The 20265-nt window shown below is 71.1% G+C and carries 18 protein-coding genes; 13 read left to right on the top strand and 5 right to left on the bottom strand.

Annotated features, from left to right (window positions below; genetic code table 11):
• Positions 1-148: 148 nt before the first annotated feature.
• The 4 genes from IE262_RS35145 to IE262_RS35130 all read left to right on the top strand — a co-directional run bounded on the left by IE262_RS35145 (position 149) and on the right by IE262_RS35130 (position 2829).
• The gene (locus IE262_RS35145; protein ID WP_134030248.1) at positions 149-781 is read left to right on the top strand and encodes an AIM24 family protein; all 633 of its coding nucleotides are present in this window, start codon (positions 149-151) and stop codon (positions 779-781) included.
• 1 nt (position 782) lies between these two features.
• Complete coding sequence (locus IE262_RS35140) at positions 783-1433, top strand: AIM24 family protein (protein WP_134030016.1); 651 nt, start codon at positions 783-785, stop codon at positions 1431-1433.
• 2 nt (positions 1434-1435) lie between these two features.
• Positions 1436-2245 carry an AIM24 family protein gene (locus IE262_RS35135; RefSeq protein ID WP_189879496.1) on the top strand — a complete coding sequence of 270 codons (810 nt, stop codon included), beginning with the start codon at positions 1436-1438 and terminating at the stop codon, positions 2243-2245.
• Positions 2246-2352: 107 nt separating this feature from the next.
• Positions 2353-2829 carry a MarR family winged helix-turn-helix transcriptional regulator gene (locus tag IE262_RS35130; protein WP_134030010.1) on the top strand — a complete coding sequence of 159 codons (477 nt, stop codon included), beginning with the start codon at positions 2353-2355 and terminating at the stop codon, positions 2827-2829.
• A 46-nt stretch (positions 2830-2875) separates the two neighbouring features.
• Here IE262_RS35130 and IE262_RS35125 read toward each other — a convergent pair whose 3' ends face one another.
• Together IE262_RS35125 and IE262_RS35120 are read right to left on the bottom strand one after the other, a co-directional pair.
• Complete coding sequence (locus tag IE262_RS35125; RefSeq protein WP_189879494.1) at positions 2876-4321, bottom strand: sensor histidine kinase; 1446 nt, start codon at positions 4319-4321, stop codon at positions 2876-2878.
• On the bottom strand, positions 4318-4980 hold the full coding sequence (locus tag IE262_RS35120) for a response regulator transcription factor (RefSeq protein ID WP_189879492.1): 663 nt from the start codon (positions 4978-4980) through the stop codon (positions 4318-4320). The genes IE262_RS35125 and IE262_RS35120 overlap by 4 nt, the downstream gene beginning before the upstream one ends.
• Positions 4981-5123: 143 nt before the next feature.
• Between IE262_RS35120 and IE262_RS35115 the strand changes: the two genes are divergently transcribed.
• Complete coding sequence (locus IE262_RS35115) at positions 5124-5843, top strand: PepSY domain-containing protein (protein WP_189879490.1); 720 nt, start codon at positions 5124-5126, stop codon at positions 5841-5843.
• Between the two features lie 395 nt (positions 5844-6238).
• On the opposite strand, the gene meaB is transcribed toward IE262_RS35115, so the two are convergent.
• Positions 6239-7195, bottom strand: a complete 957-nt coding sequence (gene meaB, locus IE262_RS35110) for a methylmalonyl Co-A mutase-associated GTPase MeaB (protein ID WP_134029998.1) — start codon at positions 7193-7195, stop codon at positions 6239-6241.
• An 88-nt stretch (positions 7196-7283) separates the two neighbouring features.
• Positions 7284-8486 (bottom strand): acetyl-CoA C-acetyltransferase, encoded by a 1203-nt coding sequence (locus IE262_RS35105; RefSeq protein ID WP_134029995.1) that lies wholly within the window; start codon positions 8484-8486, stop codon positions 7284-7286.
• A gap of 148 nt (positions 8487-8634) precedes the next feature.
• Between IE262_RS35105 and mce the strand changes: the two genes are divergently transcribed.
• From mce to IE262_RS35070, 7 genes are all read left to right on the top strand, one after another.
• A complete protein-coding gene (mce, locus tag IE262_RS35100) occupies positions 8635-9075 on the top strand; it encodes a methylmalonyl-CoA epimerase (protein WP_134029992.1) in 441 nt (146 codons plus the stop codon).
• A gap of 242 nt (positions 9076-9317) precedes the next feature.
• Positions 9318-13166 (top strand): polarized growth protein Scy, encoded by a 3849-nt coding sequence (scy, locus tag IE262_RS35095; protein ID WP_189879488.1) that lies wholly within the window; start codon positions 9318-9320, stop codon positions 13164-13166.
• 193 nt (positions 13167-13359) lie between these two features.
• Positions 13360-14295 carry a coiled-coil domain-containing protein gene (locus IE262_RS35090; protein WP_134029986.1) on the top strand — a complete coding sequence of 312 codons (936 nt, stop codon included), beginning with the start codon at positions 13360-13362 and terminating at the stop codon, positions 14293-14295.
• A 107-nt stretch (positions 14296-14402) separates the two neighbouring features.
• The gene (locus IE262_RS35085) at positions 14403-15386 is read left to right on the top strand and encodes an ATP-binding cassette domain-containing protein (protein ID WP_189879486.1); all 984 of its coding nucleotides are present in this window, start codon (positions 14403-14405) and stop codon (positions 15384-15386) included.
• A 2-nt stretch (positions 15387-15388) separates the two neighbouring features.
• The gene (locus IE262_RS35080) at positions 15389-16159 is read left to right on the top strand and encodes an ABC transporter permease (protein ID WP_189879484.1); all 771 of its coding nucleotides are present in this window, start codon (positions 15389-15391) and stop codon (positions 16157-16159) included.
• Between the two features lie 342 nt (positions 16160-16501).
• Positions 16502-17746 (top strand): ABC transporter ATP-binding protein, encoded by a 1245-nt coding sequence (locus IE262_RS35075; RefSeq protein ID WP_189879482.1) that lies wholly within the window; start codon positions 16502-16504, stop codon positions 17744-17746.
• A complete protein-coding gene (locus IE262_RS35070; protein WP_189879480.1) occupies positions 17743-18612 on the top strand; it encodes an ABC transporter permease in 870 nt (289 codons plus the stop codon). The genes IE262_RS35075 and IE262_RS35070 overlap by 4 nt, the downstream gene beginning before the upstream one ends.
• 35 nt (positions 18613-18647) lie before the next feature.
• Here IE262_RS35070 and IE262_RS35065 read toward each other — a convergent pair whose 3' ends face one another.
• Positions 18648-18980, bottom strand: coding sequence for an Rv1322 family protein (locus tag IE262_RS35065; RefSeq protein WP_134029971.1), 333 nt, complete (start codon positions 18978-18980; stop codon positions 18648-18650).
• Between the two features lie 221 nt (positions 18981-19201).
• On the opposite strand from IE262_RS35065, the gene IE262_RS35060 reads away from it, so the two are divergent.
• Positions 19202-20230 carry an LLM class flavin-dependent oxidoreductase gene (locus IE262_RS35060; RefSeq protein WP_189879478.1) on the top strand — a complete coding sequence of 343 codons (1029 nt, stop codon included), beginning with the start codon at positions 19202-19204 and terminating at the stop codon, positions 20228-20230.
• The last annotated feature ends 35 nt before the right edge of the window (positions 20231-20265 follow it).

Below are 20265 nucleotides of genomic sequence, written 5' to 3'. Positions count from 1 at the left end.
GGGGAGGGGGTGGCCATTCGGCCGCCGTCGGCGCGCCGGGGTTCCCCGCCCCCCGCGGCTGTCACCCTTAAGGGTCGTCTCGGGGTGGAGATCCACCCTCGGGCCCTGTCCTGTTCACCCCGGCTGCGGCTACCTTCACTGCGTGGCGATGTTTCGACTGCAAGGCAGCAAGGTGCTCGCCGTCGACATGACCGGGGACGCCGTGAAGGCGAAGAACGGCTCGATGGTCGCGTACGACGGGCAGATGGCCTTCAAGAAGATGAGTGGCGGCGGGGAGGGGGTCCGGGGGATGGTCACCCGGCGCCTCACCGGTGAGCAGATGACCGTGATGGAGGTGAAGGGGCACGGGACGTGCTGGTTCGCGGACCGGGCCTCCGAGATCAACCTCGTGAACCTCCAGGGCGACAAGCTGTACGTCGAGTCGAGCAATCTGCTCGCGACGGACGCGGGGCTGAGGACCGGGACCTCCTTCACGGGGCTGCGCGGGGCCTCGCAGGGGAACGGGCTGTTCACGACCACCGTCGAGGGGCACGGGCAGGCGGCGATCATGTCCGACGGGCCGGCCGTGCTGCTGCGGGTGAGCTCGCAGTACCCGCTGGTCGTCGATCCGGGGGCGTACATCGCGCATCAGGGGAATGTGCGGCAGTCCTTCCAGTCGGGCGTGACGTTCCGCACGTTCATGGGTGAGGGCGGCGGCGAGGCCTTCCAGATCCGGTTCGAGGGGGACGGGCTGGTGTATGTGCAGCCGAGTGAGCGGAACACGATCGCGGGGGATGCGTGACATGCCCTTTCGTGAGATCAACTCGAAGATGATCGAGGCGACGATCGCCCCGGGGCAGCGGCTCTTCAGTCAGCGCGGGGCGATGCTCGCCTACAAGGGCGAGGTGTCCTTCACGCCCAACACGCAGGGCGGTCAGGGCGGGATCATGTCGATGATCGGCCGTCGGGTGGCGGGCGAGGCGACACCGCTGATGACCGTGGAGGGCAGCGGCACGGTGCTCTTCGGGCACGGCGGCCACCACGTCCAGGTGATCGAGCTCGCCGGTGACACGCTGTACGTCGAGGCGGACCGTCTCCTCGCCTTCGACGGCACGCTGCAACAGGGCACGATGTTCATGGGTTCGCAGGGCGGGGTCATGGGGATGGTGCGGGGGCAGGTGACGGGACAGGGCCTGTTCACGACGACGCTGGCGGGGCACGGCTCCGTCGCCGTGATGGCACACGGCGGTGTCATCGAGGTCCCCATCGCCCCGCAGCGCCCGGTGCACGTCGACCCGCAGGCGTACGTGGCGCACCACGGCGACGTACGGAACAAGCTGTCCACGGCGCTCGGCTGGCGCGACATGGTGGGCCGCGGCTCGGGCGAGGCGTTCCAGCTGGAGCTGAGCGGCAGTGGCGCGGTGTACGTCCAGGCGTCGGAGGACAAACTGTGACGGTGAGTGCATACGGAAGCCCGGGCGGTCCGGTGGTCCACGACCCGATGACGCTGCCGGCCGACGACAACGTCAACAGCTACACCTTCTGCGTGGAGCTCAAGGGGAGCCAGTGGTTCCTGCAGAAGGGGAAGATGATCGCCTACTACGGGTCGATCGACTTCAACGGGATCGGGCACGGCCGGCTGGACCGTCTCGTCCGTACCTCGTTCCATTCGCCTCTGCACGCGAGCGACTGGGTCGTGGCGGAGGGCTCGGGCAAGATGCTCCTCGCCGACCGGGCCTTCGACGTGAACTCGTACGACCTGGACGACGGCAACCTGACCATTCGCTCGGGCAACTTGCTCGCTTTTCAGCCAAGCTTGTCGCTCAAGCAGTCGATCGTGCCGGGCTTTCTCACGCTGATCGGAACCGGAAAGTTCGTGGCCGCCTCGAACGGTCCGGTGGCGTTCATGGAACCGCCGATCCGGGTCGACCCCCAGGCGCTGGTCGGCTGGGCCGACTGCCCCTCGCCCTGCCATCACTATGACCACGGGTACATGACAGGGGTCATGGGCGGTCTACGTGCGATGACGGGCATCGGCGGCACCTCCGGCGAGGAGCACCAGTTCGAGTTCGTCGGGGCGGGCACCGTGCTCCTGCAGTCCTCGGAGGCGCTGATGGCCGAGCTGGCCACCGGGGCCGTCCCGCACGAGCCGGGCGTGCCGGGCTCCGGAGGGGCGCCCGGTCACCAGGGGCAGCACGGGCAGCAGGCGGGGTCACCGCGCCTTCCCGGACAGCTCGGTGATCTCCAGCGTCGCTTCGGGCTGTGAACGGTAGTCTGCGGAGTGTGACATCGAACGCGTGAACCCTGTCACACATCCCGTCCCCGTAAAGCGCTCATTAGTTCGCCTTTCAACCTCTTAGGTAGACTTCATTCATGGAGACCGAGACGGCCACGCGCTGGCTGACCGATGCGGAGCAGTGCGCCTGGCGCACCCACCTGGACGTCAACAGACTCTTGACGCACCAGCTCGAAAGAGATCTGCAGCCGTTCGGCCTGACAATGAACGACTACGAGATCCTGGTGAACCTCTCCGAGTCGGAGGGCATGCGGATGCGGATGAGCGACCTCGCGTCCGCCACCCTCCAGTCCAAGAGCCGCCTCTCGCACCAGATCACCCGCATGGAGAACGCGAACCTGGTACGGCGCGAGAACTGCGAGTCGGACCGCCGGGGGCTGTACGCGGTACTCACCGAGCACGGCATGGCGACGATGCAGAAGGTCGCGCCGCATCATGTGGCGTCCGTGCGCAGGCACTTCATCGATCTGCTGCCGCCCGAGGCGATGGAGCAGCTGCACGAGTCGCTGGCGCCGATCGCGCAGCACCTGCGGGGGCATCGGGGCAAGCCGTGACGCTCCACTGAGGGCGGGTGGGGGGACTGCCGGTTGCCCGTTCGCTTCAGAGCGCTGTGGGCACCCTGAGTTCGAAGAGCGCTCCGCCCTGTGGCGCCTCCCCCACCCTGAGCGTGCCGCCGTGTCGTACGGCGATGTCGCGGGCTATCGCCAGGCCCAGGCCCGCTCCGCCGTCGTCGCGGCTGCGGGACTCGTCCAGCCGGACGAAGCGCTCGAAGATCCGTTCCCGTTCCGCGGCCGGGACGCCCGAGCCGTCGTCGGCGACCCCGAGCACCACCCAGGCGCCCTCGGTGCGCAGGGCGACGTCGATACGGTCGCGGGCGTGCCGCTCGGCGTTGTCCAGCAGATTGGCGAGGACCCGTACCAACTGACCGCGGGATCCGGCCACCTCGACGGAACCCACCCCGTCGAGGTGCACCCGGTCGCGCCCACCGGCCTCTTCGCGGACCAGTTTCGCCAGGTCGAAACGTGTGTCCTGCGGCCGCTCCCCCGCGTCGAGGCGGGCCAGCAGCAGCAGATCGGCGGCGAGTCGCTGCAGTCGTACGGTGTCCTCGACGGCGCCCTCCACATCGAGCAGTTCCGGGTGCGCGGCGCCCACTTCGAGTTGGGTGCGCAGCGAGGCGATGGGACTGCGCAGTTCGTGGGAGGCGTCGGCGACGAAGCGGCGCTGGCGCTCCACGGACGTCTCCAGGGCGGCGAGGGTCTCGTTGGTGGTCCTGGCCAGCCGGGCGATCTCGTCGTGCGTGCCGGGCTCGGGCACCCGCCGGGAGAGGTCCTCCGAGGCCGTGATGGCGGCCATCTCGGCCCGGATGCCCTCGACGGGCCGCAGGGCGCGCCGGGTGACGACGTAGGTGGCGCAGCCCACGGTCACCAGCAGCAGCGGAAGCCCGATCAGCATGGCCGTCTGCACCGTGCCGACGGCGCCCTCCTCCGCGGAGAGGGAGGCACCCGCGTACACGGTCAGCGTGACGTTCCGGGACGTGGTCACGTCGACCTCGGCGATCCGGTAGTCACCGGTGTGACCGTCGACCGTCGCGGCGCCCTGCGTGATCCGTGCCTCCCCGGAGATCTCGCCGACGGCCGGGGGGTCGTCGTCACGGTCCCGGTCGTCGTCACGGTCCCGGTCGCCGCCGTGGTCGTCGCCGTCGTCGTCACCGGTGGCGGGAGTTTCGGCCGCCCGCCCCGAACCGGTCGAGACCGGGCTCATACGCTCCACGTCGTCGTCCGCCGCGACCACGCGTCCCTGCGCGTTCCGGACCTGGACGGGGCTGTCCCCGGCGTCGGGGAGGTCCAGTTCGGCGGCCGGGACGCCGAACGCCAGGTCCAGGGCCACCTTTCGGGCCAGGTTCTCGGCCCTGACATCGGCCTGGTCGATGAGGTTGGCCCGCAGGGCGAGCAGCACGGCGGTGCCGGCGGCCACCAGGGCGACGGCGACGACCAGGGTGGCGTTGAGCGTGGCCCTGGCCCGTACGGACCCCAGACGGCGTCTCACCTGGCCTCCAGCCGGTATCCGGCCCCGCGCACGGTCTTGATGAGCCCGGCACCGAGCTTGCGCCGCAGGGTGCTGACGTACACCTCGACGATGTTCGGGTCGCCGTCGTACGCGAAGTCCCAGACGTGGTCCAGGATGTCGGCCTTCGAGACGACGTCGCCGGCCCGTACGACGAGGTGCTCCAGGACGGCGAACTCCTTGGCGGTGAGGACCGTCTCGTCCTCGCCGAGGAAGACCCGCCGGGCGGCGGTGTCGACCTTCAGGTTCCCGACCACATGCACGGGCGAGCCCCCGGCGGGCCCCCGGCGGCGCAGCAGCGCCTTCACTCGGGCCACGAGGACGACGTACGAGAAGGGCTTGGTCAGGTAGTCGTCGGCGCCCGTGTCGAGCCCTTCGGCCTCGTCGTACTCGCCGTCCTTGGCGGTGAGCATGAGGATCGGCACGTCGTGGCCGGCGGCGCGGAGGGCGGCGCACACGCGGTAGCCGTTCATGCCGGGCAGCATGATGTCGAGGATGACGAGGTCGTACCTCCCCTCACTGGCCCGGTGCAGCCCGTCGACGCCGTCGTGCACGACGTCCACGGCGAAGCCCTCGGCCATGAGCCCCTTCGCGAGCGAAAGGGCCAGCCGCTTCTCGTCCTCCACGATCAACAGACGCATGCGGACAGCGTCGCAAACCGAACCTGAAGGCGTCTTCAGGGGACTTCAGGTCGGCTTCAGCGTGCCTGGGCGAGATTGGTTCCCGTCGAAAGCGATCGCACCAGGCGGTAGCGGTCGCGGGATCCGTAAACGGGAGGAACCCCATGAAGCGCAACATCGTCATCGCCACCATCGCGGCCGCCGCCCTCATCGGCGGCGGTACCGCGACCGCCCTCGCGGTCTCGGGCGACGACGACGCGCCCGCGCAGCGGTCGAGCGTGCAGGTACAGGACGACGACACCAACGGAACGGACGACAGGGACGACAGGGACGACAGGAACGGCGCGGACGACAGGAACGGCGCGGACGACAGGGACGGCGGGGACGACAGGCACGGCGGGGACAGCAGCGACGACAACGCCGAGGACGCCGCCGAGGCCAGGGCGGCGAAGCTCACGGCCGCCGAGGCGATCAAGGCCGCGCTGGCGGCGAAGTCCGGTACGGCGGTCAAGGCCGAACTCGAAAGCGAGGACACGAACCTGGTCTGGGAGGTCGACGTCCTCTCGTCCGGGAACACCTGGCACACCGTCCATGTCGACCCGGGTACGGGCAAGGTGCTCGGCTCCCACACCGAGCAGGAGGACGCCGACGACGCCGCCGAGGCCCGCGCCGCCCTTCAGGGCGGCTCCGTCTCGGCCGCCGAGGCGGCGGAGGCCGCAGCCGCGAAGGGCACGGTGACGTCGGTCGAACTCGAAGACGAGGGGTCCGGACGTGGCTGGGACATCGACACCACGGGTACCAACGGCGCGGAGAGCGAGTGGACCGTGAACCTGACGACGGCCAAGGTCACGGCGGACCGTTCGTCGGACGACGGGGACGACTGAGCCGGAGGGTTTGTTTCGCCCCCGCCGCCCCTACCCATTCCCGTCCCCTGGGGGCTCCGCCCCCAGACCCCCCGTGTCGGCCTGAACGGCCTCGTCCTCAAACGCCGGACGGGCTGGGGCACCCGGCCCCGCCTGAGGCCCCCACGGAAGCTCCCAGCCCAGGTCAGAAAGCCCAGCCCACTCCGCGCAAGCCCCACCCCGCACACTCCAGCACCGCCCGCACATTCCAGCCCCTCCGGCGTTTGAGGAGCGGGGGTCCGGGCCGGCCCCCGGAGGCGCGGTCCAGGGCGCAGGCCCGGGGTCCCAGGGGGCGGAAGCCCCCGGGCGGGGTCGGAGGGGCGCAGCCCCTGGGGAGGGGACGGGTGGGGGCGGCGGGGGCGAGGCCACCCCCCTGCTCAGCCCTCCGTCAGGCCCGCCACCAGTTCGTCCGCCGCCCGGTACGGATCCAGCTCACCCGCCACGATCCGCTCCGCCAGCGCGCTCAGGTGGCGGTCCCCGTGCAGGTCACCGATCCGCTCCCGCAGGGCCGTCACCGCGATGGTCTCGACCTCGCGGGAGGCACGGGACAGGCGCCGCTGCGCGAGCACCCCCCGCTCCTCCATCCAGGCCCGGTGCTTCTCCAGGGCCTCGACGACCTCGTCGAGGCCCTCCCCCCGCACCGCGACCGTCCTCACGATCGGCGGCCGCCAGTCGCCGGGCCCGCGCGACTCGCCGAGCCCGAGCATGTGGTTCAGCTCGCGGGCCGTGGCGTCGGCACCGTCACGGTCGGCCTTGTTGACCACGTACACATCGCCGATCTCCAGGATCCCGGCCTTCGCCGCCTGGATGCCGTCGCCCATGCCCGGCGCCAGGAGCACCACCGAGGTGTCCGCCTGGGAGGCGATCTCCACCTCCGACTGGCCCACGCCGACCGTCTCGACGAGGATCACGTCGCAGCCCGCCGCGTCCAGGACGCGGATCGCCTGCGGCGCCGCCCAGGCCAGCCCGCCGAGATGCCCCCGCGTGGCCATGGAACGTATGTACACGCCCGGGTCCGACGCGTGCTCCGACATGCGGACGCGGTCACCGAGCAGGGCGCCGCCCGAGAACGGCGACGACGGGTCCACGGCCAGGACCCCGACCCGCTTGCCCTGCTTCCGGTAGGCCGTCACCAGCGCGGACGTCGACGTCGACTTGCCGACACCCGGAGAGCCGGTCAGGCCCACCACATACGCCCCGCCCGTCAGGGGCGCCAGCGCCGCCATGACCTCACGGAGCTGCGGGGACGCCCCCTCCACCAGGGAGATCAGCCGGGCCACGGCCCGCGGCCGGCCTTCCCTGGCCTGGGCTACCAGTGTGGGGACGTCCTGCATCACAGCTCCCGTTCAGCGAGTCCGAGTCCGAGTCCGAGTCCCGTGAGACCCGGTGAGATCCAAGGCGATGGGTGGGTGTACCGCGGGGTCAGGGCTTGGGTACCCGCACGATCAGCGCGTCTCCCTGCCCGCCGCCACCGCACAGCGCGGCCGCGCCCACGCCACCGCCCCGCCGCCGCAGCTCCAGCGCCAGGTGGAGGACCAGACGGGCGCCGGACATGCCGATCGGGTGGCCGAGGGCGATGGCGCCACCGTTGACGTTCACCCTTTCCGGGGACACTCCGAGGTCCTTCATTGACTGGACGGCGACCGCGGCGAAGGCCTCGTTGATCTCGATCAGATCGAGGTCCGCGACATCGAGGCCCTCCTTCTTCAGCGCGTGCGCGATGGCGTTCGACGGCTGGGACTGCAGGGAGTTGTCCGGCCCCGCCACGTTGCCGTGCGCGCCGATCTCCGCGATCCACTCCAGGCCGAGCTCCTCCGCCTTGGCCTTGCTCATCACGACCACGGCCGCCGCACCGTCCGAGATCTGGGAGGCGGAGCCCGCCGTGATGGTCCCGTCCTTGGTGAAGGCCGGACGCAGCTTGCCCAGCGACTCGGCCGTCGTCTCGCCGCGGATGCCCTCGTCCTGGCTGAAAACAATCGGGTCACCCTTGCGCTGCGGGATCTCGACAGGCGTGATCTCCGCCTCGAAGACGCCGTTCTTCTGCGCGGCCGCGGCACGCTGGTGCGAGAGGGCCGCGATCTCGTCCTGCTCGGCCCTGCCGATGCCCAGCTTCGTGTTGTGCCTCTCCGTCGACTCGCCCATGGCGATGTTCTCGAAGGAGTCGGTCAGACCGTCGTGGGCCATCGCGTCGAGCATCTCGACCGCGCCGTACTTGTAGCCCTCGCGGGACTTGGGCAGCAGGTGGGGGGCGTTCGTCATGGACTCCTGGCCACCCGCGACGATCACGTCGAACTCACCCGCCCGGATCAACTGGTCCGCGAGCGCGATGGCGTCGAGGCCCGAGAGGCACACCTTGTTGATGGTGAGCGCCGGGACGTTCATCGGGATGCCCGCCTTGACCGCGGCCTGGCGCGCCGGGATCTGCCCCGCCCCGGCCTGCAGCACCTGGCCCATGATCACGTACTGCACCTGGTCGCCACCGATCCCCGCACGGTCGAGGGCGGCCTTGATCGCGAAGCCGCCGAGGTCGGCTCCGGAGAAGGACTTCAGGGAACCGAGCAGCCGCCCCATGGGCGTACGCGCGCCCGCGACGATCACCGATGTGTTGCCGTTCGTTCCAGTCATGAGGTGCGATCCCCTATCCGGCTTCACAGCCGAGGAGTGAACGAGGGTTTACTTCGAATGTACTGAGCGGTAGGCCATCGCGTCATCTGGCCGTCGGTGTGATCGCGCGCACGTTGCGTAACCGCTCCGGTAGCGGTGCACTGACATCATGCTGACGCGAATCGACCACATCGGGATTGCCTGTTTCGACCTCGACGCGTCCGTCGAGTTCTACCGGGCCACGTACGGCTTCGAGGTGTTCCACTCCGAGGTCAACGAGGAGCAGGGCGTGCGCGAGGCCATGCTCAGGATCAACGGCACGGACGACGGCGGCGCGTCGTACCTCCAGCTCCTGGAGCCGACCCGGGAGGACTCCACCGTCGCGAAGTGGCTGGCGAAGAACGGCGAGGGGGTCCACCACATCGCGTTCGGTACGGCAGACGTGGACGGGGACGCCGCCGAGATCCGCGACAAGGGAGTGCGGGTCCTGTACGACGAGCCCCGGCGCGGTTCCATGGGGTCACGGATCACGTTCCTGCACCCCAAGGATTGCCATGGCGTACTGACAGAACTGGTCACTTCGGCACCGGTTGAGTCACCTGAGCACTGACCCCCGTACATAGGGGCCGGTAGGGTTGGTGTCGGCCGTCGCCTTGTGAGGAGGCGGCCCGGATCCTGCCGCCTTCCGACGACGGGATCCAAGGGCCGGGGTCCAGGTTTCGGGGGACGAGGGTTAGGGCGGCAGCCCGCGCTCCGCCGTTGATCTGACACCATTCCCCGGGGGCCCCGTTCGGCGGTTGGACGGAGCTCGTTTGGAGAAGCTTGCGACCAGGGGACGGATGGGACCGCGCAGTGCGGGGCTACGAACGCCAGGAGCGAGAGCCGGCGGCTGACGTCGACCACCTCTCTCGGTTCGAGGCCGAGATGGAGCGGCTGAAGACCGAGCGGGAAAAGGCGATCCAGCACGCCGAGGACCTCGGCTACCAGGTCGAGGTGCTGCGCGCCAAGCTTCACGAGGCGCGCCGCACCCTCATGTCCCGACCCGCGTTCGACGGGTCCGACATCGGCTACCAGGCCGATCAGATGCTCCGTCAGGCCCAGGTGCAGGCCGACCAGCTGCGCGCCGAGGCCGAGCGCGAGCTGAGCCAGGCGCGCGCGCAGACCCAGCGCATCCTCCAGGAGCACGCCGAGCAGGCCGCCCGCCTCCAGGCCGAACTGCACGCCGAGGCGGTGTCGCGCCGCCAGCAGCTCGACCAGGAGCTCTCCGAGCGCCGCCAGACCGTCGAGTCGCACGTCAACGAGAACGTGGCCTGGGCGGAGCAGCTGCGTGCCCGCACCGAGCAGCAGGCCCGCCGTCTGCTGGACCAGTCCCGTGCCGAGGCCGACCAGGCGCTCGCCGCGGCCCGTGCCGAGGCCGAGCGGGTCGCGAGCGAGGCCCGTCAGCGGCTCCAGGACGAGGCGGAGTCGGCCCGTGCCGAGGCGGACCAGATCCTGCGCCGGGCCCGCGCCGACGCCGAGCGGCTGCTGAACGCCGCCTCCACTCAGGCCCAGGAGGCCACCGAGCACGCCGAGCAGCTGCGTTCCACCTCCGCGAGCGAGTCGGACAGCGCACGCCGTCAGGCCACCGAGCTGAGCCGGGCCGCCGAGCAGCGCATGGCCGAGGCCGAGACGGCGCTGCAGAAGGCCCGCGCCGAGGCCGACAAGGTGGTCGCCGAGGCCAAGGAGGCCGCGGCCAAGGCGCTGGCGAACGCCGAGTCGACGAACGAGCAGCGCACACGGACGGCGAAGGAACAGGTCGCCCGTCTGGTCCAGGAGGCCACGAAGGAGGCCGAGAGCACCAAGGCCGCCGCCGAGGACATCGTCGCGGACGCCCGCGCCGAGGCCGAGAAGATCCTCGCCGAGGCGGCCGAGAAGGCTCGCAGCATCACCGCGGAGGAATCCGCCTCTCAGCTCGCCAAGACCGCGAAGACGGCCGAGGACGTCCTCAACAAGGCGTCGGAGGACGCCAGGAACACCACCAAGACGGCAGCCGAGGAGGCCGAGCGGATCCGCCGGGAGGCCGAGGCCGAGGCGGACCGGCTGCGTGCCGAGGCGCACGACCTGGCCGAGCAGCTCAAGGGCGCGGCGAAGGACGACACCGCGGAGTACCGCGCCAAGACGGTGGAGTTGCAGGAGGAGGCGCGCCGTCTGCGCGGCGAGGCCGAGCAGCTCCGGGCCGACGGGGTCGCCGAGGGCGAGCGCATCCGCTCCGAGGCACGCCGCGAGGCCGTCCAGCAGATCGAGGAGGCGGCCAAGACCGCCGAGGAGCTGCTGGCCAAGGCGAAGGCGGACGCGGACGAGCTGCGGACGTCGGCCACGACGGACAGCGAGAAGGTCCGTACGGAGGCCATCGAGCGTGCCTCGACGCTGCGCCGCCAGGCCGAGGAGACCCTGGACCGCACCCGCAAGGAGGCCGAGCGGCACCGCGCCGAGGCCGTCGAGCAGTCCGAGGCCATCAAGGAAGAGGCCGAGCGCGCGGCCCGTGAGCTGCGCGAGGAGACGGAGCGCGCGGTCGCGTCCCGCGAGGAGGAGGCCGCCGAGGAGCTGAACCGGCTGCGCTCCGAGGCCGAACAGCGGCTCGCCTCGGCGGAGCAGGCGCTCAGCGACGCCCGCGCGGAGGCGGAGCGGATCCGCCGTGAGGCCGCCGAGGAGACCGACCGGCTGCGTTCCGAGGCCGCCGAGCGGATTCGTACGCTCCAGGCGCAGGCCGAGGCCGAGGCCGAGCGGATGCGCGACGAGGCCGCCTCCGACGCGTCCGCGTCCCGGGCCGAGGGCGAGGCCATCGCCGTACGCCTGCGGTCGGAGGCCGCGGCCGAGGCGGAGCGGCTGAAGTCGGAGGCGCAGGACACCGCCGACCGGGTGCGGGCCGAGGCGCTGGCCGCGGCCGAGCGGCTGGCGGCCGAGAGCGCCGAGACGCTGGCCGCCGCACAGGAGGAGGCCGCCCGGCGCCGCCGCGAGGCGGAGGAACTCCTCGGCGCCGCCCGGCAGGAGGCCGACCAGGAGCGCGAGCGGGCCCGGGAGCAGAGCGAGGAACTGCTGGCCTCGGCGCGCAAGCGCGTGGAGGAGGCCGAGGCCGAGGCGCTGCGGCTGGTCGAGGAGGCCGACCGGCGGGCCACCGAGATGGTGTCGGCCGCCGAGCAGCACGCCCAGCAGGTGCGTGACTCCGTGGCCGGGCTGCACGAGCAGGCCCAGGAGGAGATCGCCGGGCTGCGCAACGCCGCCGAGCATGTGGCGGACCGTATGCGGCGGGAAGCCGAGGAGGAGTCGGACCGGGTTCGCGCCGACGCGTACGCCGAGCGGGAGCGGGCCAGTGAGGACGCGGCCCGGATCCGGCGCGAGGCGGCGGCGGAGTCGGATGCCGCCAAGTCGCTCGCGGAGCGCACGGTTTCGGAGGCGATCGGGGAGGCCGAGCGGCTGCGCGCCGAGGCGTCCGATCACGCCCAGCGGGTACGCACCGAGGCGTCGGACACCATCGCGGCCGCCGAGCAGGAGGCTTCGCGCGCCCGTGCGGAGGCCCGCGAGGACGCGAACCGGATCCGCTCGGACGCGGCCACCCAGGCCGACACCCTCATCACCGAGGTGACGGCCGAGGCGGAGCGGCTCACCAGCGAGACGGCCGCGGAGGTCGAGCGGCGGCGCGCCGAGTCCGTCGCGAAGGCCGACAAGCTCCTCGCGGACGCGACCGGTGAGGCCGAGCGGCTGCGCGCCGAGGCGGCCGAGACGGTCGGTTCCGCGCAGCAGCACGCCGAGCGGGTCCGCGCCGAGGCCGAGCGGCTCAGGGCCGACGCGGAGGCCGAGGCCGAGCGGCTCACCACGGCCGGGCGCGATGCGGCCGACCGGCTGCTGGACGAGGCCCGCAAGGACGCCAACAAGCGGCGTTCCGAGGCGGCCGAGCAGGTCGACAAGCTGATCACGGAGACGGCCGCCGAGGCCGACAAGCTGATCTCCGAGGCGCAGGCGACCGCGCACAAGACCACCGCGGACGCCGAGGCGCAGGCCGACACCATGGTCGGCGCGGCGCGTACGGAGGCCGACCGCCTGGTCTCGGAGGCGACCCGGGAGGGCAACTCCCGCGTGGAGCGGGCCCGTGCCGACGCGGACGAGCTGCTGGTCGGCGCGCGGCGGGACGCCACCGCGATCAGAGAGCGCGCGGAGGAACTGCGCGACCGCATCACGGGCGAGATCGAGGCGCTGCACGAGCGGGCCCGCCGCGAGTCGGCCGAGACGATGAGGGCCGCGGGCGACCGGTGTGACGCGCTCATCAAGGCCGCCGAGGAGCAGTTGGAGAAGGCCCAGGCGAAGGCCAAGGAACTGGTCTCCGAGGCCAACTCCGAGGCGGGCAAGGTACGTATCGCCGCCGTGAAGAAGGCCGAGGGGCTCCTGAAGGAGGCCGAGCAGAAGAAGAACACGCTCGTCCGGGAGGCCGAGGAGCTCAAGGCCGAGGCGATCCGCGAGGCGCGGGCCACGGTCGAGGAGGGCAAGCGTGAGCTGGAGGTCCTCGTGCGGCGCCGTGAGGACATCAATGCGGAGATCTCCCGTGTCCAGGACGTCCTGGAGGCGTTGGAGTCTTTTGAGGCCCCGTCGAGCGGCAAGGACGGCGGCGTCAAGGCCGGCGCCACGGTGGGCGCACCCCGATCGGGTGGCAAGGTGTCAGATGGCTAGCCAGAGGCGCCGATCCGTGCTTGGCGGAGGGTGCCGGAGCCCTCGACGCAGCGCTTCCGGCACGTAATCTGGTGGTTCGCACTCAAAAGGAGCGTGATTCTCCAGATCAAACGGTGCATCTGCTCGATGACACGCCGCTTCGCCCCCTAGGATTCCCCTTATCACCTCACCGGTCTCATTCGACAGGAACCCCATGAGCGACACTTCCCCCTACGGCTTCGAGCTTGTGCGGCGTGGGTACGACCGCGCTCAGGTGGACGAACGCATTTCGAAGCTCGTCTCCGACCGTGACAGCGCTCTGGCTCGCATCACAGCTCTGGAAAAGCGCATCGAGGAGCTCCACCTCGAAACGCAGAACGCCCAGGCTCAGGTCACCGACGCCGAGCCGTCGTACGCCGGTCTCGGCGCGCGCGTCGAGAAGATCCTCCGTCTCGCCGAGGAGGAGGCGAAGGACCTGCGCGAGGAGGCCCGTCGCGCCGCCGAGCAGCACCGCGAGCTCGCCGAGTCGGCGGCCCAGCAGGTGCGCAACGACGCGGAGTCGTTCGCTGCGGAGCGCAAGGCCAAGGCCGAGGACGAGGGCGTCCGGATCGTCGAGAAGGCCAAGAGCGACGCCTCCCAGCTGCGGGCCGAGGCGCAGAAGGACGCGCAGTCCAAGCGCGAGGAGGCGGACGCCCTCTTCGAGGAGACGCGCGCCAAGGCCGCTCAGGCCGCCGCGGACTTCGAGACGAACCTCGCCAAGCGCCGCGAGCAGTCCGAGCGCGACCTGGCGTCCCGTCAGGCCAAGGCCGAGAAGCGCCTCGCCGAGATCGAGCACCGCGCCGAGCAGCTCCGTCTGGAGGCGGAGAAGCTGCGCACGGACGCCGAGCGCCGCGCCCGCCAGACGGTGGAGACGGCCCAGCGCCAGGCCGAGGACATCGTGGCCGACGCCAATGCCAAGGCCGACCGCATCCGTTCGGAATCCGAGCGCGAGCTGGCCGCTCTCACCAACCGCCGCGACAGCATCAACGCCCAGCTGACGAACGTCCGCGAGATGCTCGCGACGCTCACGGGCGCCGCGGTCGCCGCCGCCGGTTCGCCGGCCGAGGACGAGCCGATCTCCCGCGGGGTTCCGGCGCAGCAGTCCCGGTAACCAGCAGCGACACGACAGCACAGGCCCGCACCACCCCCCGGAGGGTGCGGGCCTGTGGCGCGTTTTCTCAAGTGGCGGCCCCCGGGCCCCCGTCTTAGCGTGAGCCCATGATCGAGCTTGAGGCACTGACCAAGCGCTACGGCGAGAAAGTCGCGGTCAACAACCTCACCTTCACCGTCCGGCCCGGCATCGTGACCGGGTTCCTCGGGCCGAACGGGGCCGGCAAGTCGACGACGATGCGGATGGTGCTCGGGCTCGACCGGCCGACCATGGGTGAGGTGCGGATCGACGGCAAGCGCTACGACCAGCTCAAGGACCCGCTGACGTACATCGGCGCGCTCCTCGACGCGAAGGCCGTGCACGGCGGACGCAGTGCCTACCACCACCTCCTGTGCCTCGCACAGAGCAACGGCATCCCCAAGAGCCGCGTGGCCGAGGTCCTCGACGCCGTCGGCCTCACGGCGGTGGCCCGGAAGAAGGCCAAGGGATTCTCGTACGGCATGGGACAGCGGCTCGGCATCGCGGGCGCGCTCCTCGGCGATCCACGGATCCTGATGTTCGACGAGCCGGTCAACGGGCTCGACCCCGAGGGCATCCACTGGATCCGCACCCTGATGAAATCCCTCGCCGCGCAGGGACGCACCGTCTTCGTCTCCTCACACCTGATGAGCGAGATGGCGGTGACCGCCGACCATCTCGTCGTCATCGGTCAGGGCCGGCTCCTCGCCGACACCTCCATGGCGGACTTCATCGAGCGGAACTCCCGGTCGTACGTCCGGATCCGTACACCGCAACGGGAGCGGTTGCTGGACGTGCTGTGCGAGGCGGGGATCACGGCGGTCGACGCGGACGGCGGGGCGCTTGAGGTGGACGGCGGCAAGCCCGAGTGGATCGGTGACCTGGCCGCGCAGCACCAGGTCGTGCTGCACGAACTGAGTCCGCGGCAGGCCTCGCTGGAGGAGGCGTTCATGCGGCTGACGGCGGAGTCGGTGGAGTACCACGCGCACACGGGTGCCGTCCCGGTCCCCGACGAGGCGCTGACGGCGTCCGCGCGGCAGGCGTGGGGCAGCGGCTGGAAGAAGGGGGCCTGAGCGTGGCGTCGGTACAGGTCGTCCGTTCGGAGTGGACCAAGATCCGTTCGGTGGCGTCCACGATGTGGACGCTCGGGATCGCGGCGGTCGTCACGATCGCGCTCGGCATGCTGATCTCGGCGCTGCTGAGCCGCGACTGGGAGCACCTGCCCCCGGAGGAGAGGGCCGCCTTCGACCCGACGTACATGAGCTTCGCCGGGATGAGTCTCGGTCAGCTCGCGATGATCGTCTTCGGTGTGCTGGTGGTGTCGAACGAGTACAGCACCGGCATGATCCGCACCTCGCTGGCCGCCGTCCCGCAGCGCGGCCGGCTCCTCTTCAGCAAGATCACCGTGGCAACCGCGCTCGCCTTCGCCGTAGGGCTCGCGACCAGCTTCGTCGCCTTCCTCCTCGGACAGTCGATGCTCGGCGAGCACCGTACGTCGCTCGACGAGCCCGGCGTCCTGCGCGCGGTCGTAGGGGGCGCGCTCTACATGACGCTCATCGCGGTGTTCTCCATGGGCGTGGCCGCGATGCTGCGCAGCCCGATGCCGGCGCTGGGCATCCTGATGCCGTTCTTCTTCCTCGTGTCCAACATCCTCAGCAATGTGTCGGCGACCAAGAAGGTCGCCCGCTACCTTCCCGACCAGGCCGGCAGCACGATCATGCAGGTCGTCCCGCGGGCCGGCGACGCCGCGCCGTACGGGCCGTGGGGTGGCCTGGGGATCATGGTGCTGTGGGTGCTGGCGGCGCTGGTGGGCGGGTATGTGCTGCTGCGGCACCGCGATGCGTGAGCGCTGCGCTGGCTGGGTGGGGGGCGATCGCGTCTGCCGGGTCCTGTCTGTGGGCGGCTGCGGGCCCGTCGTGGCTTGTCGCGCAGTTCCCCGCGCCCCTTAAAAGCGCTGGGTGCGCCCGAGGCTTTTAGGGGCGCGGGGAACTGCGCGACCGACCACGACGGACCCGCACAAGGCCACCGGCAGAACCCGGCAGACGCGACCGACCGGCCACGCCCCCGGAGGGACCCGGCAGACGCTCACCGCTTCACCCCCGGAGGGAACCGTCAGTGCACCGATATGCTTCCTAACCCTTACGGGGGACGTGTCCCCGACGTCCTGAATCTTGTGATGGTGCGAAGCATGATCGAGGCAGTCGGCCTGACGAAGCGCTACGGCGACAAGACCGCCGTGCACAATCTTTCCTTCCAGGTGCGGCCGGGTACCGTCACCGGCTTCCTCGGGCCGAACGGCTCGGGCAAGTCGACGACCATGCGGATGATCCTCGGCCTGGACAACCCCACCGCGGGGCAGGTGACGATCGGCGGCTACCCGTACCGGAAGCTGCCGAACGCCGCCCGCCAGGTGGGCGCCCTGCTGGACGCCAAGGCCGTGCACGGCGGACGCAGTGCCCGCAGTCACCTGCTGTGCCTCGCGCAGCTGTCCGGCATTCCGGCGCGCCGCGTGGACGAGGTGCTGGGCGTCGTCGGTCTGCAGGACGTGGCCAAGAAGCGGTCCAAGGGGTTCTCGCTGGGCATGGGGCAGCGGCTCGGGATCGCCGCCGCGCTGCTCGGTGACCCCCAGGTGCTGCTCTTCGACGAGCCGGTCAACGGGCTCGACCCCGAGGGCATCCTGTGGGTGCGGAACCTGATGAAGTCCCTCGCGGCGGAGGGACGCACCGTCTTCGTCTCGTCCCACCTCATGAGCGAGATGGCGCTGACCGCCGAGCACCTGATCGTGATCGGGCGCGGGCAACTGCTCTCGGACATGAGCGTCAGGGACTTCATCGCGCAGAACTCGGCCGGCTTCGCACGGGTCCGCACGCCCGACACCGAGCCGCAGCAGCGGGAGAAGCTGACGGCCGCCCTGACCGAGGCGGGCGGCCAGGTGCTCCCCGAGGCGGACGGTGGGCTGCGCGTGACCGGCCTGCCGCTGCCGCAGATCAGCGATCTCGCGCACGGCGCGGACGTACGGCTGTGGGAGCTGTCGCCGCACCAGGCGTCGCTGGAGGAGGCGTACATGCGGATGACGCAGGGCGCCGTCGACTACCGGTCGACCATCGACCAGAAGGCAGGCCTGATGCAGCCGCTGCCGCCCGGTGCGCTGCCGCCCACGCCGGTGCCGGGGCAGGGCCAGCCGGGGTGGTACGCCCCGCCGCCGCCCCAGCAGGGCGGCCAGCCGTTCGCGATGCCGCCGGGTATGCCCCCGGGCCAGCCGCCCGCGGGGCCGTACGCCGCCCCGCCCGCGCCCGGTGCGCCGGCCACGGGACAGCAGCCGAACCCGTACGCCACCCAGGCCCCCGCGGGCCCGCCACCGCCCGCACAGCCCGCCGCACCCGCTCCCGCAGCCGCACCCGTCGACCCGAACAAGCCCGAGGACGCCCGATGAGCACGCCCCAGCCTCCCGTGCCCCAGCCTCCCGTGCCCCAGCCTCCCGCGCCTCAGCAGCCCGCGCCGCAGTGGCAGGGGGCGCCCGGAGTTTCGTACACCTCGCCGATCCCCGTCGTGCGCACCCACCTCGGGCACGCGCTCGCCTCCGAGTGGACGAAGATCAAGTCGGTGCGCTCGACGATGTGGACGCTGGGCATCTTCCTGGTTCTCGTCGTCGGCATCGGCTTCCTGGTCGCGACGCAGACGGACGACGCCTCCTTCACGGACGTCCCGTTCACCATCCCGGCCTTCTTCGGTCTGGTTCTGGGGCAGATCTGCCTCATCACGCTGGGCGTGCTGGTGGTCTCGTCGGAGTACGGCACGGGCATGATCCGTACGACGTTCACCGCCTCGCCGCAGCGGCACCGGGTGCTCACCGCCAAGCTGCTGATCTTCTTCGCGGTGGCGTTCGTCGTGTCGGCCGTCGCCATCGGGGTGGTCGGCCTGTTCACGCAGAGCCTGCACAGCGACACCACGGGCAACGAGTGGGGCGGCACGGTCCTCAAGGGCGCCCTGTACGTCTCGCTGCTGGGCGTCCTCTCGCTCGCGGTGGGCTCGATGCTGCGGCACTCCGCGGGTGCGATCACCGCGATGCTAGGGCTCGTGCTGGTGCCCGCGATCCTGCCCGCGTTCCTGCTGTTCTCCGACAGCATGCGCAAGATCGGCGAGAAGATGCTGGACTACAACGCCCCCAACTCCCTCGCCAAGATCTTCGGACTGGACAACGAGGCAGGCGGTGGCAACGCCCAGCTGGGCCTCCTCGCCGGTGTGACGGCGGCCGCGATCGTGGGCGCGTTCGTGCTGCTGGAGCGGCGGGACGTGTAACCGCGGCGAGCGACGGAAACTGGAGACGCGAAAATCTAGAAACGTGGCGCGTTACGGGACCGCTGCACCCTTGAGGTGCGGCGGTCCTTCGCGTTCCAGCAGGCCTTGTGCCAGTGGCGGCGGTCCTCGACGCCGGCGTGCTGCGGCCAGGCCACCACGTGCGGGACTCCGGAGGAGATCATCTGGTCGCAGCCGGGGCAGCGGTACGTCTTTCCCTCGGCGCTCGCCCCGGCCACATGGCGCACGCTCCAGTCCTCGCCCTGCCAGTTCTCGCTGGACTGCCAGCCGCCGTAACGGTCGGCCCGGTCCTCGTCGGCGCTCCGGCCGGACGAGCCGGCACCCTTGGGTCGATTGCGACGCGGGGACACAGAACACCTCACGGAGCTATACAGGGGGGACGGGCCGCGTCCAGCCTACGCGCGCCGACCACGGGTACGCGTAGTCCACGGACCGTCACAGACCCCCTCCGTACGACGCATTCTGCAGACAATCCGCAAATCTCGCCGACAAGCCGTGTCTTCGGCACGTGTCAGGCGGTTATGCGGGTGGGGGAGCTCCGGGTCGGAGTGCCGAGAAAGCAGGAAACGCGATGCACGTTGGAACTTTTGTACTAGCGGCCCAGTTCCCGGGACAGGGCCAGGGGGAGGCGCTCCACCGCGCCGTACGGACGGCCGAGGTCACCGAAGAGGCCGGCCTCGACGCGGTCTGGCTGGCGGAACACCACTTCGTGCCGTACGGGACGTGCCCCTCGGCGGTCACCTTCGCCGCGTTACTGCTCGGGCGCACCCGCCGGATCCGCGTCGGCACGGCGGTCAGCGTGCTCCCCACCGTCCACCCGGTGGCCCTCGGCGAGCAGGCCGCGCTGCTGCACGTGACGTCCGGAGGCCGCTTCTCGCTGGGGGTGGGACGCGGAGGACCCTGGGTGGACCTGGAGGTCTTCGGGACCGGAATCGAGGCGTACGAGAAGGGGTTCCCGGAATCACTCGATCTCCTGGTGCGGTGGCTGCGCCAGCCCTCGGTGGAGGCATCGGGGGAACGATTCGCCTTCCGTGAGGTCCCGGTCGTCCCCAGACCGTCGGAGGTGCTGAGCGGTGTCCCGGGCCCGGAGGTCGTCGTCGCCTGCACCTCACCGTCGAGCATCCGGCTCGCGGCCGAGCGCGGTCTGCCGATGCTCCTCGGGATGCACGTGGGCGACGAGGAGAAGGCGGAGATGGTCGCACTGTGGCGCAAATACGCGGGTGCGGCGGGCCGTTCGGCGGAGGAGATCGCCGTTGCCGGCCATGTGTCGGCCGGTGTGTGCCAGATCGCGGACCGGCGGACGGACGCGGTCGAGGCGGTCACGAAGGCGATGCCGGGCTGGCTGAAGCACGGTCTGGACGCCCATGTGACGGTGGACGGCCGCGCCCGCTCGATGCGCGACCCGCAGGCGTACACCGAACTGCTCTGCGGGCTGCACCCGGTGGGCACCCCACGCCTGTGCGCGGACCGGCTGGCGGCGACGTCGGAGCGGACGGGCATCTCGCGCTTCGCCCTGCTCGTGGAGGGTTCGGGCGACCTGGCGGCCACCGAGGAGACGGTGCGTCGGCTGGGCGCCGAGGTGCTCCCCCACCTCGGCTGAACGGACGCGCCAGAGCCGCGTCCCGCGGGGAGCTT

The sequence above is a fragment of the Streptomyces bluensis genome, from assembly GCF_014650715.1.
Taxonomy (GTDB): domain Bacteria; phylum Actinomycetota; class Actinomycetes; order Streptomycetales; family Streptomycetaceae; genus Streptomyces; species Streptomyces bluensis.
The sequence above is the reverse complement of the archived record's forward strand: the minus strand, read 5'-3'. Positions and strand labels throughout refer to the sequence as shown.

Coding starts and splice junctions, on each gene's coding strand:
- IE262_RS35145 (WP_134030248.1), top strand. CDS start 149: ATGTTTCGACTGCAAGGCAGCAAGGTGCTCGCCGTCGACATGACCGGG.
- IE262_RS35140 (WP_134030016.1), top strand. CDS start 783: ATGCCCTTTCGTGAGATCAACTCGAAGATGATCGAGGCGACGATCGCC.
- IE262_RS35130 (WP_134030010.1), top strand. CDS start 2,353: ATGGAGACCGAGACGGCCACGCGCTGGCTGACCGATGCGGAGCAGTGC.
- IE262_RS35120 (WP_189879492.1), bottom strand. CDS start 4,980: ATGCGTCTGTTGATCGTGGAGGACGAGAAGCGGCTGGCCCTTTCGCTC.
- IE262_RS35115 (WP_189879490.1), top strand. CDS start 5,124: ATGAAGCGCAACATCGTCATCGCCACCATCGCGGCCGCCGCCCTCATC.
- meaB (WP_134029998.1), bottom strand. CDS start 7,195: ATGCAGGACGTCCCCACACTGGTAGCCCAGGCCAGGGAAGGCCGGCCG.
- IE262_RS35105 (WP_134029995.1), bottom strand. CDS start 8,486: ATGACTGGAACGAACGGCAACACATCGGTGATCGTCGCGGGCGCGCGT.
- mce (WP_134029992.1), top strand. CDS start 8,635: ATGCTGACGCGAATCGACCACATCGGGATTGCCTGTTTCGACCTCGAC.
- IE262_RS35090 (WP_134029986.1), top strand. CDS start 13,360: ATGAGCGACACTTCCCCCTACGGCTTCGAGCTTGTGCGGCGTGGGTAC.
- IE262_RS35085 (WP_189879486.1), top strand. CDS start 14,403: ATGATCGAGCTTGAGGCACTGACCAAGCGCTACGGCGAGAAAGTCGCG.
- IE262_RS35075 (WP_189879482.1), top strand. CDS start 16,502: ATGATCGAGGCAGTCGGCCTGACGAAGCGCTACGGCGACAAGACCGCC.
- IE262_RS35070 (WP_189879480.1), top strand. CDS start 17,743: ATGAGCACGCCCCAGCCTCCCGTGCCCCAGCCTCCCGTGCCCCAGCCT.
- IE262_RS35060 (WP_189879478.1), top strand. CDS start 19,202: ATGCACGTTGGAACTTTTGTACTAGCGGCCCAGTTCCCGGGACAGGGC.